We start from the raw sequence: 14970 nt of genomic DNA, 5'->3' as shown, positions 1-14970 counted from the left end.
TCCGGAACCAGGGATGCACTCCAAGTCGGACAGAGCCATGATAGGACCAGTCTTAGGAGTTTTCCCATGGGGTCTTATCTTTTCCCTTTGACCGCCGTCATCATCTGGTCGGTCAACACCGTGGTCAGCAAGATGGCGGCCGACAGCATAGGCGCGGCCGAGATCGGCTTTTACCGCTGGCTGGTGGCGGCCGTGCTGTTCACGCCCTTCCTGCTGCCATCCATCTGGCGCCAGCGCGCCGACATCCGGCCGCTGCTGCCGCGCCTCATCGTGCTGGGGATGCTGGGCATGGTGATCTACCAGAGCCTGGCCTATTACGCGGCCCACATGACCACTGCCACGCACATGGGACTGATCGGCTCGCTCACGCCCATGATGGTGCTGGGCCTGTCCACCGCCATGCTGGGCCAGGCGCTGAGCCGGGGCGCCGTGCTGGGCAGCGTGCTGGCCATCGCAGGCGTGGCCCTGGTCGTGTCCTCGGGCCAGCCGGCCACCTTGCTCACCCAGGGTCTGAATGGCGGCGATGCGCTGATGTTCGTGGCCATGCTGGCCTATGCGGTCTACAACATCCTGCTCAAGCGCTGGCCCATGCCGCGCCTGGCCACGGTGCAGTTGCTGTACCTGCAGATCCTGGTGGCCGTGATCGCCCAGCTGCCGCTGTTCCTGCTGGCGCCGCACACGGGGCTGAACGCGGCCAACCTGCCGCTGGTGGGCTTTGCAGGCATCATGGCCTCCATCGCCGCGCCGCTGCTTTGGATGATGTCGGTGGCGCGCATCGGCCCGGGCCGCTCCAGCATGTTCTTCAACCTGGTGCCCATCTTCACGGCCGTGATCGCCTTCATGGCATTGGGTGAGCCGCTGGCGGCCTACCACGCCGTGGGCGGCGTGCTGACCATCGGCGGCCTGCTGCTGGCCGAGCTGTGGAAGCAGCCTTTGCGCGCACCGCGCGCCGCCGCCACCGCCTGAAGAAATCAGGGTTTTCCCGGGCGCAAATGGTGCACGCATGCTGCATGCCGGTGCGGCGCCCGCACCAGCTCTGCCCATAAGAATTTGCATTCAGGCCTGCTCATAATTTCTTGTTGGACAGCCCTGTCCCGCCTTTCGATACTGCCGCCACAGGAACAGCTCCAGACGCCCGGCCGGTCCCACTGCAGACCCGCCAGCGCCTGAAGCCCCTACGACACACGGGCCCCGCCCCGGTCCGTGTGCCCGCTGCACCGTCGAAGACAGGAGACACCCCATGAGCAGTCCGGCATCCGCCGCACATTCCCCCGCCCACGGCGCCGGCCAGGCATCGCCGCCCGACATGGACGCCACCTACCGCAAGATCGCCTGGCGCCTGATTCCCTTTCTGGTGCTGCTCTTCATCCTGGCGTGGATAGACCGCGTCAACGTCGGCTTCGCCAAGCTGCAGATGCTGGACGACCTGCAGTTCAGCGAGGCCATCTACGGCCTGGGTGCCGGCATCTTCTTCATCGGCTACTTCCTGTTCGAAGTGCCCAGCAACCTGCTGCTGGAGAAGATCGGCGCACGCAAGACGCTGGCGCGCATCACCATCCTGTGGGGCGCGGCCTCCATGGCCATGGCCTATGTGACCACGCCCACCATGTTCTACGTGCTGCGCTTCATCTTGGGCGTGGTGGAGGCCGGCTTCTTCCCCGGCGTGGTGCTGTACCTGACCTACTGGTTCCCGGCCCGCCACCGGGCGCGCGTCAACGGCCTGTTCATGACCTCGTTCGCCATTGCAGGCGCCGTGGGCGGCCCGATTGCGGGCGCCATCATGAACGGCATGCAGGGCGTGGGCCATCTGTCCAACTGGCAGTGGCTGTTCATCCTGGAGGGCATTCCTTCGGTGATCGCCGGCTTCTTCGTGCTGCTGTACCTGCCCGAGAAGCCCGCCAACGCCAGGTGGCTGAGCGCGTCCGAGCAGCGCGCCGTGACCGCCGCCGTGGAGGCAGAGAACCAGGGCGGCCACAAGCATGTGTCCTTCCTGGATGCCTGCCGCAACTACCGCGTGTGGCTGTGCGCTGCCGTGTATTTCTGCATCGTCAGCGGCAACGCCACCATTGCCTTCTGGTCGCCGTCCATCATCAAGGAGATCGGCATCCAGAACACGCTGCAGATCGGCCTGATCTCGGCCATTCCCTTCCTGGCCGGCACGCTGGCCATGGTCTGGAACGGCATGCATTCGGACAAGACCGGCGAGCGCCGCATGCACTGCGCCCTGTCCGCGCTGATCGCGGCGGCGGGCCTGATCCTCACGGGCCTGTTCCTGCACAACGCCGTGCTCGCCCTGTGCGCGCTGACGCTGGCCTCCATCGGCATCCTCGCGGCCTTTCCCGTGTTCTGGTCGATTCCTGCCGCCTTCCTGGCCGGCACGGCGGCGGCCGGCGGCATTGCGCTGATCAACTCCATCGGCAACCTGGCCGGCTTCGTGGCGCCCTACATGATCGGCGCGCTCAAGACCAGCACGGGGTCGCTGTCCTCGGGCCTGTACTTCGTGGCCGCGCTGGAATTCATGGCCGCCTTCCTGGTCGTGCTCTTCGTCAAGAAGCAGTGATGCCTGCGCGCCGCACCGCGCGCGCCACCGCCCCCTCCTCTTTCCCACCGGGGCCTGCGGCCCCGCCCTTTCCCTGGATCGCCTGCCATGCAACTGCAGTTCACCACCCCCGAGGGCCAGACCTTCGCCCCTGAATTCGACACCCTGATCGTCGCCGGCTGGGCCGGCCGCGACCGCGATGCCATCGAGCACCACATCGAGGAGCTGGCCGCCATCGGCATCCCGCGCCCCAGCGCCGTGCCGCTGTACTACCGTATCTCCAGCAACCAGCTGAGCCAGCGCAGCGCGCTGCAGGTGCTGGGCCCGGACTCCTCGGGCGAGGTCGAGGTCTTCGTGTTCACGCACGAAGGCGAGATGTTCGTGAGCCTGGCCTCCGACCACACGGACCGCAAGCTGGAAGCCTACAGCGTGGCCTTTTCCAAGCAGGCCTGCGTCAAGCCCGTGGCCACCCAGGCCTGGCGCTTTGCCGACGTGGCCGGCCACTGGGACGAGCTGGTCGTGCGCTCGTGGATCGTGGAAGACGGCCGCGAGGTGCTCTACCAGGAAGGCACGCTGGCCAGCCTGCGCACGCCCCAGGACCTGATCGCAGGCTTCACGGGCGGCAAGGATCTGCTGCCCGCAGGCTGCGGCATGACCTGCGGCACGGTGGGCGCCATCGGCGGCATCCGCCCCTCGACGCAGTTCTCCATGGAGCTGTACGATCCCCGCAGCCAGCGTTCCATCCGCCACAGCTACCGCAGCGAACTGCTGGACGTCGTGGCCTGAGCCGCGACTCCGATCCGCCCACGCCCGCCTTCACCCACAGGACTTCCCACATGACCCAAGCCCTCCCCCTGCCCAGCCTGGAACTGGCATCACAGCGCCTGCATGGCGGCGAAACCACCTCGGTGCAGCTGACCGAGCAGGCCCTGGCCCGCACCATGTCGGGGGAAGGCCCCAAGGTGTTCACGCGCGTGTTCCAGGGCGCGGCCCTGGCCGAGGCCCGTGCCAGCGACGTGCTGCGTGCGGCCGGCCTGGCGCGCTCGCCCATCGAGGGCCTGCCGGTCTCGGTCAAGGACCTGTTCGACATCGCCGGCTTTCCCACGCTGGGCGGCTCGCGCCTGCTGGCCGACGCACCGCCCGCGCAGCGCACGGCCGAAGTGGTGCAGCGCCTGCGCCAGGCCGGTGCCGTCATCGTGGGCACGACCAACATGACCGAGTTCGCCTACTCGGGCCTGGGCATCAACCCGCACTACGGCACGCCGCGCAATCCCTGGCAGCGTGACGAGGACGGCGGCCGCATCCCGGGCGGCTCGTCCTCGGGCGCGGCCATCTCGGTCACCGACGGCATGGCCATGGCGGCCATCGGCTCGGACACGGGCGGCTCCGTGCGCATTCCTTCGGCGCTGTGCGGGCTCACGGGCTTCAAGCCCACGGCGCGCCGTGTGAGCATGGAGGGCGTGCTGCCGCTGTCGGCCAACCTGGACTCCATCGGCCCGCTGGCCCCCAGCGTGCGCTGCTGCGCCACGCTGGACGCCATCCTCAGCGGCGAGCCGCTGGGCGAGCTGCATGCCGCGCCGCTGCAGGGCCTGCGCCTGCTGGCACCCACCAACATGGTGCTGGACGGCATGGACGCCACCGTGGCCGCCGCCTGGGAGCGCACGCTGACCCTGCTGTCGCAGGCGGGCGCCCGCATCACCCATGCCGTGGTCGCGCCTTTCGGCGAGCTGGCCGACATCAATTCCAAGGGCGGCTTCACGGCCGCCGAGGCCTGGGCCTGGCACCGCCACCACATCGCCACGCGCCTGTCCGAGTACGACCCGCGCGTGGGCACGCGCATCCTGCGCGGCAAGGACATCAGCGCGGCCGACTACATCGACCTGCTGGCACGCCGCAGGCAGTGGATCGCCGCCGTCAGCGACCAGATGGCCGACCATGACCTGATCGTCATGCCCACCGTGCCCGTGGTCGCCCCCAGGATCGCCGACCTCACGCAGAGCGACGAAGCCTACTTCGGCGCCAACGGCCTGATCCTGCGCAACCCCACGCTGATCAACTTCCTCGACGGCTGCGCCATCTCCCTGCCCTGCCACCGCGCAGGCGAGGCGCCCGTGGGCCTGAGCCTGGCCGGCCTCGGCGGGCAGGACCGGCGACTGCTGTCCGTGGCCCTGGCCGTGGAGCAGCTGCTGGCTTCGGCGCAGGGCTGATCGACCAGGCGGCCTCGGGCCTAGCCGCCCAGGCCGCTGCCCGGCAGCCGAGCCACGGCCTGGCCGTGGTTCAGCGCAAAGGCGGCGGCGGTCTCCTCGGCCGCGCGCGCCACCACTTCGGTCAGCGGGTTCTGGTGGTCGTTGCGGTAGCAGGCCACCAGCGGCAGCGAAGGGAACTCCCGGTCCACGCGCAGCAGGCGCAGGCGCTGCTCGGCCAGCTCGCGCTGGATGATGGCCGGCGGCACGGCGGCCACGCCCAGGCCGTCGCAGACCACGCGGATCATGGTGGCCACCGAGGCGATGCAGTTCAGGTGCACCGAGGCAATGCCTTCGGACGAGAACAATTGCTCGATCACCGCATAGGGCTCGGAGCCGCGCGCAAAGCACATGATGGGAAAGGCCGCCAGCTCGGCCAGGCTCAGGGTCTCGTCGCCAATGCCCAGCTTGGGGCTGCCCACCCAGGCCATGGGAAATTCGCCCAGCGACAGATGGCCCACGCCGGCCGCCGTCACGGGCTTGGCCTGCAGCGACAGGTCCAGCTGGCCCTTCACCAATTGCTCGGACATGTGCAGCGTGGTGTCGCAGGCGATCTCCACCTGCAGGCGCGGATAGCGCTGCTGCAGCAGCGCCAGGAAATCGGGGAACCAGCTGTGCACGATGGACTCGATGGCGCCGATGCGGATCACGCCCGCATAGGCCTGCTTGTCCAGCATGTCCTCGCGCATCTCGCGCATGAGGCGCAGCATGCGCTCGGCATGGACCAGGGCCTTGGCGCCGTCGGCCGTCAGCGTGACCTCGCGCACGCCACGGTCGAACAGGCGCACGCCGAACTCCTGCTCCAGCGTGGCGATGCGGCTGGAGACAGCGGCCTGCGTGGTGTACAGCCGCTCGGCCGTCATGCGGAAATTGCGCAGTTCGGCCAGCAAGACAAAGGTTTCCAGGAACCGTAGATTCATGCGGCGATGTTAGCCGTCCAGGCCATATCGATATAGCCCATGCATAGAACAGCTGCGTGCACAATGAATGCCTGGTTTTCGCGCAGCGTCTGCGCACCACCCCCGACTGTCCAACCACCACCCCAACTCGCGGAGGTCCGATGAGAGCTGACAACATCCTGCAAACGATTGGCAACACGCCCCATGTGCGCATCAACCGCCTGTTCGGCGCCGGTGCCAATGTGTGGATCAAGTCCGAGCGCGGCAACCCCGGCGGGTCCATCAAGGACCGCATCGCCCTGGCCATGGTCGAGGACGCCGAGAAGTCCGGCGCCCTGCAGCCCGGCGGCACCATCATCGAGCCCACCAGCGGCAATACCGGCGTGGGCCTGGCCCTGGTGGCCGCCGTCAAGGGCTACAAGCTGGTGCTGGTCATGCCCGAGAGCATGAGCATCGAGCGCCGCCGCCTGATGCTGGCCTACGGCGCCAGCTTCGACCTCACGCCCAAGGAAAAGGGCATGAAGGGCGCCATCGCCCGCGCCCAGGAACTGGCCAGCCAGACGCCCGGCGCCTGGATTCCCCAGCAGTTCGAGAACCCCGCCAACATCGATGTGCATGTGCGCACCACGGCCCAGGAAATTCTGGCCGACTTCCCCGAAGGCCTGGATGTGCTGATCACCGGCGTGGGCACGGGCGGCCACCTGACCGGCGTGGCCAAGGTGCTCAAGGCCAAGTTCCCCCAGCTCAAGGTCTTTGCCGTGGAGCCTGCCGCCTCGCCCGTGATCTCGGGCGGCCAGCCCTCGCCCCACCCCATCCAGGGCATTGGCGCAGGCTTCGTGCCCAAGAACCTGGACACCAGCCTGCTGGACGGCGTGATCCAGGTCGAGGCCGAACCCGCGCGCGAGTACGCACGCCGCTCGGCCCGCGAGGAAGGCATCCTGGTCGGCATCTCCTCGGGCGCCACCCTGGCCGCCATTGCGCAAAAGCTGCCCGAGCTGCCCGCAGGCGCCAAGGTGCTGGGCTTCAACTACGACACGGGCGAGCGCTACCTGTCCGTGGAAGGCTTCCTTCCGGCCTGAGCGGCGCCGGCCCAGCGCATGTACAAAAGGCCCTTCACAGGGCCTTTTTCCATGGCGCCCGGCGCACGGCGTCACCTGCGCCTGAACAGCTTCCCGAACAGTCCCGCGATGCGCGCGCGCAGCACGGAAAGCACCAGGGCGCCAGCATTGAGTTCCGCTGCAGCGGCAGGGGCTTCGCCGCCATCCGGCTGGCCCAGGCGAGCGCTCAGGTTCTGCGCGAAGGCATCGGTCATGCGCTGGGCGATGTCTTTGACGATGCTGGAGCGGCTGAACTGGGCCAACGGTCCCGTCAGCGCGAAGCCCACCTGCACCTCGACCCGGGTGGCCGCGCCCTCCTTCTCCTCGGTCAGCACGTAGCGGATCTCGCCGCGCGTGGCCGAGGCCGATCTGGTGTCACGCGCGCTGCCATGGATGGTGCCCGTGTGGCTGGCCTCATCGCGCTGCATGTCGGCCGCGCCCTCGAAGTCGGCCACGATGGGACCGACCTTGATGCGCAGCTTGGGCTCGACGTGCGTCTCGGTGGCGGGCGCCAGCAGCGACGCACCAGGCAGGCAGGTCGTGACCTCGCCCAGCCGGCCGAAAAAGGCCCAGACCTCGTCACGCGGGAAATCCACGCTGAAGCTCTGGTGCAAGGTGGTCAGCTGCCTGCCGCCACCTGCCGCAGCAGGCACTGCCTCGCGCGGCACGCCGGACTGGGGCGCCGGTACCGGAGCCCCCGCCTCCTCGCGCCTGCCGACCGGGCCGCCGCCAGCCATGGGCTGCGCATGCCCCGAGCCCACGGGCCCGAGTTCCTGGCGCAGCCGTACCGGCGATCCCAGGCCAGCGGCACGGCGCTGCGTGATCACGCTCTGCACGGCGCGCACGATCCCCACATAGCCCGTGCACCGGCACAGGTTGCCGCTCATCGCATAGCGGATGTCGCGCTCGGTGGCCTCGGGCATGCGCAGCACCACATCATGGGCCGAGGCCAACATGCCGGGTGTGCAGTAGCCGCATTGCAGCGCATGCTCGCGCGTGAAGGCCGCGCGCAACGCGCGCATGACCTCGTCGTCGTCCATGCCCTCGATGGTGGTGACCTTGGCGCCATCGCACGCCACGGCCAGCGTGATGCACGAGCGCGCGGGCACCCCATCGACCATCAGCGTGCAGGCGCCGCACACGCCATGCTCGCAGCCCAGGTGGGTGCCTGTCAGGTTCAGGGTGTCCCGCAGGAAGTCCGCCAGGTGCGTACGCGGTTCGACAGATGCCTCGCGCACATCCTGGCCATTCACGGTGAGATTGATGACTTTCATGGCTGCTGTGCCTTGAGCGCGGCGCGCTTGAGGGCGGCCAGGTGGGTCTGATTGTGGAGCGCATCGACATGGCCGGCATCGACCAGCAGGGCGTGCGCGGCTTGAGTGCGCAGCGTCCGGCCTTCGCCGAACAGACCTTCTGCCTGAGCCACGACGATGGGTCGCGATTCGGTGGCGCCCAGCACGACGCGGCATACGCTGCGCTCGGGATCGTGCAGCACCACGCCGATGGCATGGGCGAATTCGCCGGTCTTGCGGCACAGCTTGTGATAGCCCCAGCGCGCCTGCCGCGACAGGCGCGGTATGCGCACCGCCTCCAGCATTTCGTCGGATGCCAGATCGACCTCGAACACGCCAGTCATGAAGTCCGCCAGCGGCATGGTGCGCCGTTCACCGGCGCCGGCGATCACCACCTCGGCTCCCAGCGCGCAAAGGCTGGAGATCCAGTCGGCCGACGGATCGGCATGCACGATGCTGCCCCCCAGCGTGCCGCGGTTGCGCACGGCGCGATAGGCGATGCCGCGCGCAACCAGCGAGAGCACGGCGCCGGTCGCGTCGCCGGCGTCGAGCGCGCGGCCGTCCTCGATGTCGGCATGCGTGACGCAGGCACCGATGACGATGTGCGTGTCACCGATTTCCACGCGCTTGAGTTCGGGCAGGCCGGTGATGTCCACCAGCAGGTCGGGCTGCACCAGACGCAGGTTCAGCATGGGCCCCAGTGACTGGCTGCCGGCCACGATCTTCACGACCGCATCCTGCTGCCGCAGCAGGGCCAGGGCAGCCCCCAGGTCCGCGGGGCGCTCGTAGTCGAAGCGGGCGGGCTTCATGCGAACTCCTTGTCCATACGTGCGGCAGCCTCGGCACGGGCTGCCGCAATGTCGGAGGCGCCCTGGGCCCGGGCGATGGCCTCCAGGATGCGGCGAGGCGTCGCTGGCGATACGTGCAACTGCGCTCCGAGCGGATGCAGCGCGTCGTTGATGGCGTTGCCTATGGCCGCCGGCGGCGGGATGGCGCCGCTTTCGCCGATGCCCTTGACGCCGAATTCGGTGTACGGCGACAGCGTCTCCATGTGGATCAGCCGCGGCTCGGGCACTTCGGTCGGCCCGGGCAGCAGGTAGTCGGCGAAAGTCGATGCCTGCGGCTGGCCAGAGGCGTCGAACGCCATCTCCTCATACAGCGCCGTGCCTATGCCCTGCGCCGTACCGCCGTAGATCTGGCCATCGACCACCATGGGATTGACCAGCTTGCCGCCGTCCTCGACGATCACGTAGTCGAGGATCTCGACGTCGCCAGTCTCGGGGTCCAGCGCCAGCAGCACCGCATGCACGCCGTAGCCGAAGGTACCCGAGTCGCGCTGTGGCTTGTAGCCCTCGGTGACTTCGAGGCCCCCCGCGTCGGCACCAGGGGGTACATCCTGCGGCCGCCGATACCACAGCCGGGCTACATCCGCGATGGTGACGCTGCCCTGCGGGCCGGCCACCAGCCCGTCGCGCACGCAGACCTGCTCGGGCGCCACCTGCAGCATGGAGGCGCCTATATGGGCCAGGCGCCGCGCCAGCGTACGGCAGGCGCGCGCCACGGCTCCACCCGACATCACCATGCAGCGCGATCCCCAGGTCCCCGTGGAATAGGGCGTGTAGGCGGTATCGCCATGGACCAGCCTGATCCGGGCAATGTCGATGCCCAGGATCTCGTGGGCCACCTGGGGCAGCGTGGTCTCCAGGCTCTGGCCGTGCGAATGCGCGCCGATGCGCAACTCCAGCCCGCCATCGGGGGTGAGCCGCGCCGTGGCCTGCTCATGGCCGGGCACCATCGGTATGCCCCAGCCTGCGTAGACCGAGGTGCCATGCGCGGCCTGTTCGCAGTACACGGCCAGGCCCACGCCGATGAGCCGACCGTCGGGCTCGCCGCGCCGCTGACGCGCGCGGATGGCTGTGACGTCGATCGCCGCCACGGCCTGGCTCAGGGCTTCGGGGTAGTCGCCGCTGTCGAAATGCTTGTTCGTGATGTTGTCGAACGGCATCTGCTCGGGACGCACCAGGCTCCGGAGCCGCAGCTCGTAGGGCTCGACCCCTGCCTCGCGCGCCAGGTCGTCCAGCAGCAACTCCAGCGCGAAACACACCCCGGTACGGGCGACGCCGCGGTAGGGCAGGATGGGGCATTTGTTGGTCGCCACCGACCAGGTCTTGCAGCTGTAGGCCGCGAAGTCGTAGGGACCGGGCAGGATGCTGGCGACCTGCGCGGCCTCCAGGCAGGCGGAGAAGGGATAGGACGAATAGGCGCCCGAATCGACCGTGGCCTCGCACTGCAGGCCCAGCAGGCGGCCCTGGGCGTCGGCGTAGCCGGTGATGTGGTAGTGGTGCTCGCGACAATTGGCGCTGGCCGTCAGGTGCTCGCGCCGGTCTTCAATCCAGCGCACGGGATGGCCGCGCCGCATGGCCAGCCAGCCCAGCGCGACCTCCTCGGTCAGCAAGATGCCCTTGTAGCCGAAGCCGCCGCCCACATCGGGCGTGATCACGCGCACCTGGCCTTCCTCCAGCCCCAGGCATTCGGCAAGGCCGCTGCGCACGATGTGGGGTATCTGCGTGGAGGTGTAGAGCACGAGCTGCTCCAGGCGCGAGTCCCAGTACGCCACCGCGCCGCGGCCTTCCATGGGGGCCATGCACTGGCGTGAGGTGCGGATCTCGCGCGTGACCTGGAAGGCGGCGTCGCTCACCGCCTCCATATTGACGTGCACCTGGGTTTCAAGGAAGACATTGTCGTCCCAGTGCTCATGCAGCAGACCGCTGGCGGATTCGCGAGCGGCCAGCATGTCATGCACCACGGGCAGCTCCTCCAGATCCAGCCGCACCAGGGCCGCAATGTCCTCGGCCTCGGCGCGCGTGGGCGCCACGCAGATGGCCACGTTCTCGCCCACGTGGCGCACCTTGCCCACGGCCAGCACCGATTGCTCCGAGACCTTGAAGCCCGGCAGGCCCGATACGGCGCGCACGGGCTTGACGCCATCCAGATGCTGCGCGCAGTAGACGCGGTCCGAATGTCCGGGCGGCACCTGCACCCCGGCGATGCGCGCATGTGCCAGCGGACTTCGCACGAACACGACATCCTGCAGGCCCGCCAGGCGAATATCCGCCACGAACTGGCCGCGCCCGCGCATCAGGCGATCATCCTCCTTGCGCAACGGGCTGGCTCCAACACCTTGATCCGACATGGCTTTGTCTCCTTCAGTGACTGACTTCTTGTCGGCGCGAGCGGCGTCCGGAGCAGGCCGGGCGCCTTCTCGGCATCATGTCGGATCAATATAACATACTATTTATAGGATGTTAGTTCTTTTTGGATTTGCGAACCTCTTCCTTGGGACGATGAGGGTGGAAAAAATCGGTGGACATCTTCACGCAGTCGCTGCGGTAGATGATGTCGGCCACGTAGATGGCCGTATCCGAATCGTCGCGCAACACCCAGCGCACTTCCGCGGTCGGGGCGCTCAGCGATACCTCGAGCAGTTCGGCGATCTCGGGCGCGGCAGTGCCGATGACCAGGACCTGGTGCGCATGCGCGATGTTCAGGCCCATGTCTGCCACGATGGGCAAGGCCGTGTGCTTGAGGAACCGGGCCTTCTCGCGCTCGAAGACGGGCTTGGACAGGTGCAGGTTGACCACGCCATAGGGCTTGCCGTCCTTGAGCTGGACGCTGCGCAGGAACACGTATTCCTCGGCGAGCCGTCCCTCCGCCTGGCGCAACAGCGGGACTGGCGGCGGATTGGGCACCTTGATGAACTTGGGCACGTTGTGGCGGATCGACTCCAGCACCATCTCCCATGAGGTTTCCAGCTCGAGCCAGCGCTTGTCGCTGACGGTGTCGTTGACAAAGGTGCCGCGCCCCTGCTGGCGCCGCACCAGACTTTCGCTCTCAAGCAGCTCAATGGCCTGGCGCACCGTCACGCGGGCCACGCCGAACTCGACCTCCAGTTGCTCCAAGGTAGAGATCTGCTCGCCCGGCTTCCATTCACCGGTCTCGATGCGGCGCCGCAGCGCGGCGGCCACTTGGATGTAGGCGGGGATCTTGCCCCGGCGTTCCGTACTGTTCAGGGTTTTCATACTGGTCATTCAGCCATTCCATCAATAGAACGACAGAATACCCGCAAGCGGCCTCCCCACCGCGCAAGCGCCCCAGAACGTGCTGGCGATCTCACATGGGCTCACACCGGGCACTGGCCACGCCGCTGACAAGGTTGGCCGTGTGCAGTGCGGCCACATCCACGATGGCCGGCGCCGCAGCGTCGCGCAGCGCAGCAACCTGCCGCTCGATCTCGGACTGCTGGCTGCGGCGCAAGGCCTGTGCCTCGGCCACGCTCACCTCGGCGAAGCGCACCATGCTGCCTGGCCTTCGCCGTCCCAGCACGGAAACATCGGCCGAGATGACGGTGGCGATCTTTGGATAGCCTCCCGTGGTCTGGGCGTCGGCCATGAGCACGATGGGCTGGCCCGAGCCTGGCACCTGGATGGAACCGGCCACGATGCCGTCGGAGACGATGTCGCTTCCCCTGACATGTCGCAGCGCGGGACCGTCGAGCCGAAAGCCCATGCGGTCGGCCTGGGCCGATACCCGGTACTCGCCGGACAGGAACATGGAGATGGCCTGCGCATCGAAGAAGTCCGCCTGCGGGCCGAGCACCACGCGGATGGCCTGGTCCAGGCCGAGGGCCGGCACCTGGGCAAGGCGCTTCTCGCCGCGCGCGGGCACGCAGTCGCGGGCCAGCGGCAGATGGTCGCCGGCACGCAGCGCCCGGCCATCGACTCCCCCGAGGCCGCCGCGCACATACGTGGATGCGCTGCCCAGGCACAGGGGTACCTGTATGCCGCCCTCCACGGCGAGGTAGGCGCAGGCCGAGGCACCCAGCCGCGCAACCGCCAGGGTCTCGCCGCGCACCAGCCGCGCGCTGGTGCCGGGCGAAACCCGGCGCGCATTCGTGCCGCCGATCTCGAGCGCCACGTCGCCGCCAACAAGTGCCACGCGCACGGAGGCGCAGGCCACTTCGAGCACGGGCCCCTGCAGCAACATCTCCAGCGCGGGCTCGCCGGCCGCGTTGCCGACCAGGGCATTGGCCAGCGCAAGGCTCACGCCATCGAGCGGGCCCGAGACCGGCACGCCCACGTTCTGGAATCCGGTACGGCCACGGTCCTGCACCGTGGTGTGGATGCCGGGTTGGCGTACGAGCAGGCAGGCGGTCATGGGCAAATCCTTTCGCTGTCGGGCAGGTAGTCGCCGGCGGCGCTGGCGCGGCGCAGTTCGTCGAAACGCGCCATGCCTACCGGCTCGAAGAAAACCTTGTCTCCGGGACTGAGCAGCGCTGGCGACTCGCGTGCGGGATCGAACAGCCGCACGGGCGTGGCACCGATCAGGTGCCAGCCGCCCGGGCTCTCGACGGGATAGATGGCCGTCATCGTGGAGGCGATGGCGATGGAGCCCGGCGGCACGCGCACGCGCGGGTCGGCCCGGCGCGGCAGCACCAGCGCCTCGGGCAGGTCGCCCATATAGGGATAGCCGGGCACAAAGCCCAGCATGTACACATGAAATTCGGTGCCGGCATGCTGGCGCACCACGTCCGCAGTCGACATGGCCGTGCGCTCGGCCACTTGCGCCAGATCGGGCGCGTGAGGCGCCTCGTAGCACGCGGGAAGCCGCCAGCGGCGGCCCGGCGCGGCAGCGCCGCCGCCGCCGTCTTCCAGCAAGCCGCCCAGCGCCTGCTCCAGCGCCTCGTGGCTGGTGCGCAGCGGATCGTAGTGAACCATCAACGAGCGGTAGGTGGGCACCGTCTCGACCACACCGGCCACGCCGGCCAGGCGCAAGCGCTCGGCCAGGCGCAGCACCGCCTCGCTCAGGCCGCGCTCGATACGGTCACCGAACTCCACCACCAGCGCGGCATCGCCAGCGCTCAGCAAACGGACATCCATCTCATCTCCTCGTGTACGGCAAGCACGCCGCGAGCACCACATCCATGACCGATCAAATTTATATTGTCTTACTATTGTTGGTATCTTATACTAAGATTCACGTACACCCAAGCCCCGCAGGGCGGTGATTTCAGCAACGCTCCACAAGCGCGCAAAAGGAGAAGGCAGTGACACTTTCCGTGAACCTCAATGCAGACATGGGCGAGGGATTCGGCGCCTACGACATCGGCAACGACGATGGCATCCTCAAGATCATCCGTTCGGCCAACATCGCCTGCGGCTTCCACGCCGGCGATCCGCTGACCATGCGCCGCGTGGTTGAAAACGCCAAGGCGCAGGGCGTGAGCATCGGTGCGCACACGGGCTTCAATGACCTCTGGGGTTTCGGGCGCCGGCGCATCGACATGCGCGCCGACGACCTGGAGAACCTGATCGCCTACCAGATCGGCGCCCTGCAGGCCATGGCATCGTTTTGCGGCGAGAAGGTCACGCACGTCAAGCCGCACGGCGCGCTCAACAACATGGCCGCCGAGAACGCGGACTACGCCATGGCCATCGGCCGCGCCATCAAGGCCGTGGACCGTGACCTCATCTACGTCGCGCTGTCCGGCTCGGAGATGGAGAAGGCAGCACAGCAACTCGATCTGCCGCTGGCCCGCGAGGGCTTCTGCGACCGCCTGTACGAGGACGACGGCAACCTCACCTCGCGCAAGGTGCCGGGCTCCGTCATCAAGGACGCGGCCCAGGCCACGCGCCAGGTCGTGCACATGGTGACCGAGGGCGAAATCATTTCTCGCAACGGCAAGCGCATCAAGCGCCGCATCGATTCGCTATGCGTGCATGGCGACGAACCCACCGCCCTGGCCCTGTCCGCCGCCGTGCGCGCCGGCCTCGAGGCCGCGGGCGTGAAGATCGTTCCCCTGACCGAGATGGCGCTGGATTGACAGCCACACACCCCAAGGAG

The 14970-nt window shown here is 68.2% G+C and carries 13 protein-coding genes; 6 read left to right on the top strand and 7 right to left on the bottom strand.

What is annotated here, in order from left to right; genetic code table 11:
* The first annotated feature begins 66 nt into the window (after positions 1-66).
* The 4 genes from A9976_RS06685 (at position 67) to A9976_RS06670 (ending at position 4746) form a co-directional block, all read left to right on the top strand.
* Complete coding sequence (locus tag A9976_RS06685) at positions 67-966, top strand: DMT family transporter (RefSeq protein ID WP_183018361.1); 900 nt, start codon at positions 67-69, stop codon at positions 964-966.
* A gap of 274 nt (positions 967-1240) precedes the next feature.
* Positions 1241-2560, top strand: a complete 1320-nt coding sequence (locus A9976_RS06680) for an MFS transporter (protein WP_097203606.1) — start codon at positions 1241-1243, stop codon at positions 2558-2560.
* Between the two features lie 87 nt (positions 2561-2647).
* Positions 2648-3325: a DUF2848 domain-containing protein gene (locus tag A9976_RS06675; RefSeq protein WP_061288110.1), complete on the top strand. Its 678-nt coding sequence runs from the start codon at positions 2648-2650 to the stop codon at positions 3323-3325.
* Between the two features lie 50 nt (positions 3326-3375).
* Entirely contained in the window at positions 3376-4746 is a 1371-nt protein-coding gene (locus tag A9976_RS06670) for an amidase (protein ID WP_183018360.1), read from the top strand.
* 20 nt (positions 4747-4766) lie between these two features.
* On the opposite strand, the gene A9976_RS06665 is transcribed toward A9976_RS06670, so the two are convergent.
* Positions 4767-5702 carry a LysR family transcriptional regulator gene (locus A9976_RS06665; RefSeq protein ID WP_183018359.1) on the bottom strand — a complete coding sequence of 312 codons (936 nt, stop codon included), beginning with the start codon at positions 5700-5702 and terminating at the stop codon, positions 4767-4769.
* 140 nt (positions 5703-5842) lie between these two features.
* Here A9976_RS06665 and cysK point away from each other — a divergent pair, with 140 nt between their 5' ends.
* On the top strand, positions 5843-6760 hold the full coding sequence (gene cysK / locus A9976_RS06660) for a cysteine synthase A (protein ID WP_043822008.1): 918 nt from the start codon (positions 5843-5845) through the stop codon (positions 6758-6760).
* A 71-nt stretch (positions 6761-6831) separates the two neighbouring features.
* On the opposite strand, the gene A9976_RS06655 is transcribed toward cysK, so the two are convergent.
* The 6 genes from A9976_RS06655 to pxpB form a co-directional block, all read right to left on the bottom strand.
* Entirely contained in the window at positions 6832-8052 is a 1221-nt protein-coding gene (locus A9976_RS06655; RefSeq protein WP_183018358.1) for a 2Fe-2S iron-sulfur cluster-binding protein, read from the bottom strand.
* Complete coding sequence (locus A9976_RS06650; RefSeq protein ID WP_183018357.1) at positions 8049-8879, bottom strand: xanthine dehydrogenase family protein subunit M; 831 nt, start codon at positions 8877-8879, stop codon at positions 8049-8051. The genes A9976_RS06655 and A9976_RS06650 overlap by 4 nt, the downstream gene beginning before the upstream one ends.
* The gene (locus A9976_RS06645; protein WP_183018356.1) at positions 8876-11263 is read right to left on the bottom strand and encodes a xanthine dehydrogenase family protein molybdopterin-binding subunit; all 2388 of its coding nucleotides are present in this window, start codon (positions 11261-11263) and stop codon (positions 8876-8878) included. The genes A9976_RS06650 and A9976_RS06645 overlap by 4 nt, the downstream gene beginning before the upstream one ends.
* A gap of 112 nt (positions 11264-11375) precedes the next feature.
* Positions 11376-12149 carry a GntR family transcriptional regulator gene (locus tag A9976_RS06640; protein WP_183018355.1) on the bottom strand — a complete coding sequence of 258 codons (774 nt, stop codon included), beginning with the start codon at positions 12147-12149 and terminating at the stop codon, positions 11376-11378.
* A gap of 91 nt (positions 12150-12240) precedes the next feature.
* Positions 12241-13284 (bottom strand): biotin-dependent carboxyltransferase family protein, encoded by a 1044-nt coding sequence (locus A9976_RS06635; RefSeq protein WP_183018354.1) that lies wholly within the window; start codon positions 13282-13284, stop codon positions 12241-12243.
* A complete protein-coding gene (gene pxpB / locus A9976_RS06630) occupies positions 13281-14006 on the bottom strand; it encodes a 5-oxoprolinase subunit PxpB (protein ID WP_183018353.1) in 726 nt (241 codons plus the stop codon). Before pxpB ends, A9976_RS06635 begins: the two co-directional genes overlap by 4 nt.
* A gap of 167 nt (positions 14007-14173) precedes the next feature.
* Here pxpB and A9976_RS06625 point away from each other — a divergent pair, with 167 nt between their 5' ends.
* The gene (locus A9976_RS06625; RefSeq protein ID WP_183018352.1) at positions 14174-14950 is read left to right on the top strand and encodes a LamB/YcsF family protein; all 777 of its coding nucleotides are present in this window, start codon (positions 14174-14176) and stop codon (positions 14948-14950) included.
* Positions 14951-14970 lie beyond the last annotated feature (20 nt).

The organism is Delftia sp. UME58, from assembly GCF_014170385.1.
GTDB lineage: Bacteria > Pseudomonadota > Gammaproteobacteria > Burkholderiales > Burkholderiaceae_C > Comamonas > Comamonas acidovorans.
The sequence above is the reverse complement of the archived record's forward strand: the minus strand, read 5'-3'. Positions and strand labels throughout refer to the sequence as shown.

Excerpts from the sequence above, each read along its gene's own strand:
- A9976_RS06685 (WP_183018361.1), top strand. The coding sequence starts at position 67 with ATGGGGTCTTATCTTTTCCCTTTGACCGCCGTCATCATCTGGTCGGTC.
- A9976_RS06680 (WP_097203606.1), top strand. The coding sequence starts at position 1,241 with ATGAGCAGTCCGGCATCCGCCGCACATTCCCCCGCCCACGGCGCCGGC.
- A9976_RS06675 (WP_061288110.1), top strand. The coding sequence starts at position 2,648 with ATGCAACTGCAGTTCACCACCCCCGAGGGCCAGACCTTCGCCCCTGAA.
- A9976_RS06670 (WP_183018360.1), top strand. The coding sequence starts at position 3,376 with ATGACCCAAGCCCTCCCCCTGCCCAGCCTGGAACTGGCATCACAGCGC.
- A9976_RS06665 (WP_183018359.1), bottom strand. The coding sequence starts at position 5,702 with ATGAATCTACGGTTCCTGGAAACCTTTGTCTTGCTGGCCGAACTGCGC.
- cysK (WP_043822008.1), top strand. The coding sequence starts at position 5,843 with ATGAGAGCTGACAACATCCTGCAAACGATTGGCAACACGCCCCATGTG.
- A9976_RS06655 (WP_183018358.1), bottom strand. The coding sequence starts at position 8,052 with ATGAAAGTCATCAATCTCACCGTGAATGGCCAGGATGTGCGCGAGGCA.
- A9976_RS06650 (WP_183018357.1), bottom strand. The coding sequence starts at position 8,879 with ATGAAGCCCGCCCGCTTCGACTACGAGCGCCCCGCGGACCTGGGGGCT.
- A9976_RS06645 (WP_183018356.1), bottom strand. The coding sequence starts at position 11,263 with ATGTCGGATCAAGGTGTTGGAGCCAGCCCGTTGCGCAAGGAGGATGAT.
- A9976_RS06640 (WP_183018355.1), bottom strand. The coding sequence starts at position 12,149 with ATGAAAACCCTGAACAGTACGGAACGCCGGGGCAAGATCCCCGCCTAC.
- A9976_RS06635 (WP_183018354.1), bottom strand. The coding sequence starts at position 13,284 with ATGACCGCCTGCCTGCTCGTACGCCAACCCGGCATCCACACCACGGTG.
- pxpB (WP_183018353.1), bottom strand. The coding sequence starts at position 14,006 with ATGGATGTCCGTTTGCTGAGCGCTGGCGATGCCGCGCTGGTGGTGGAG.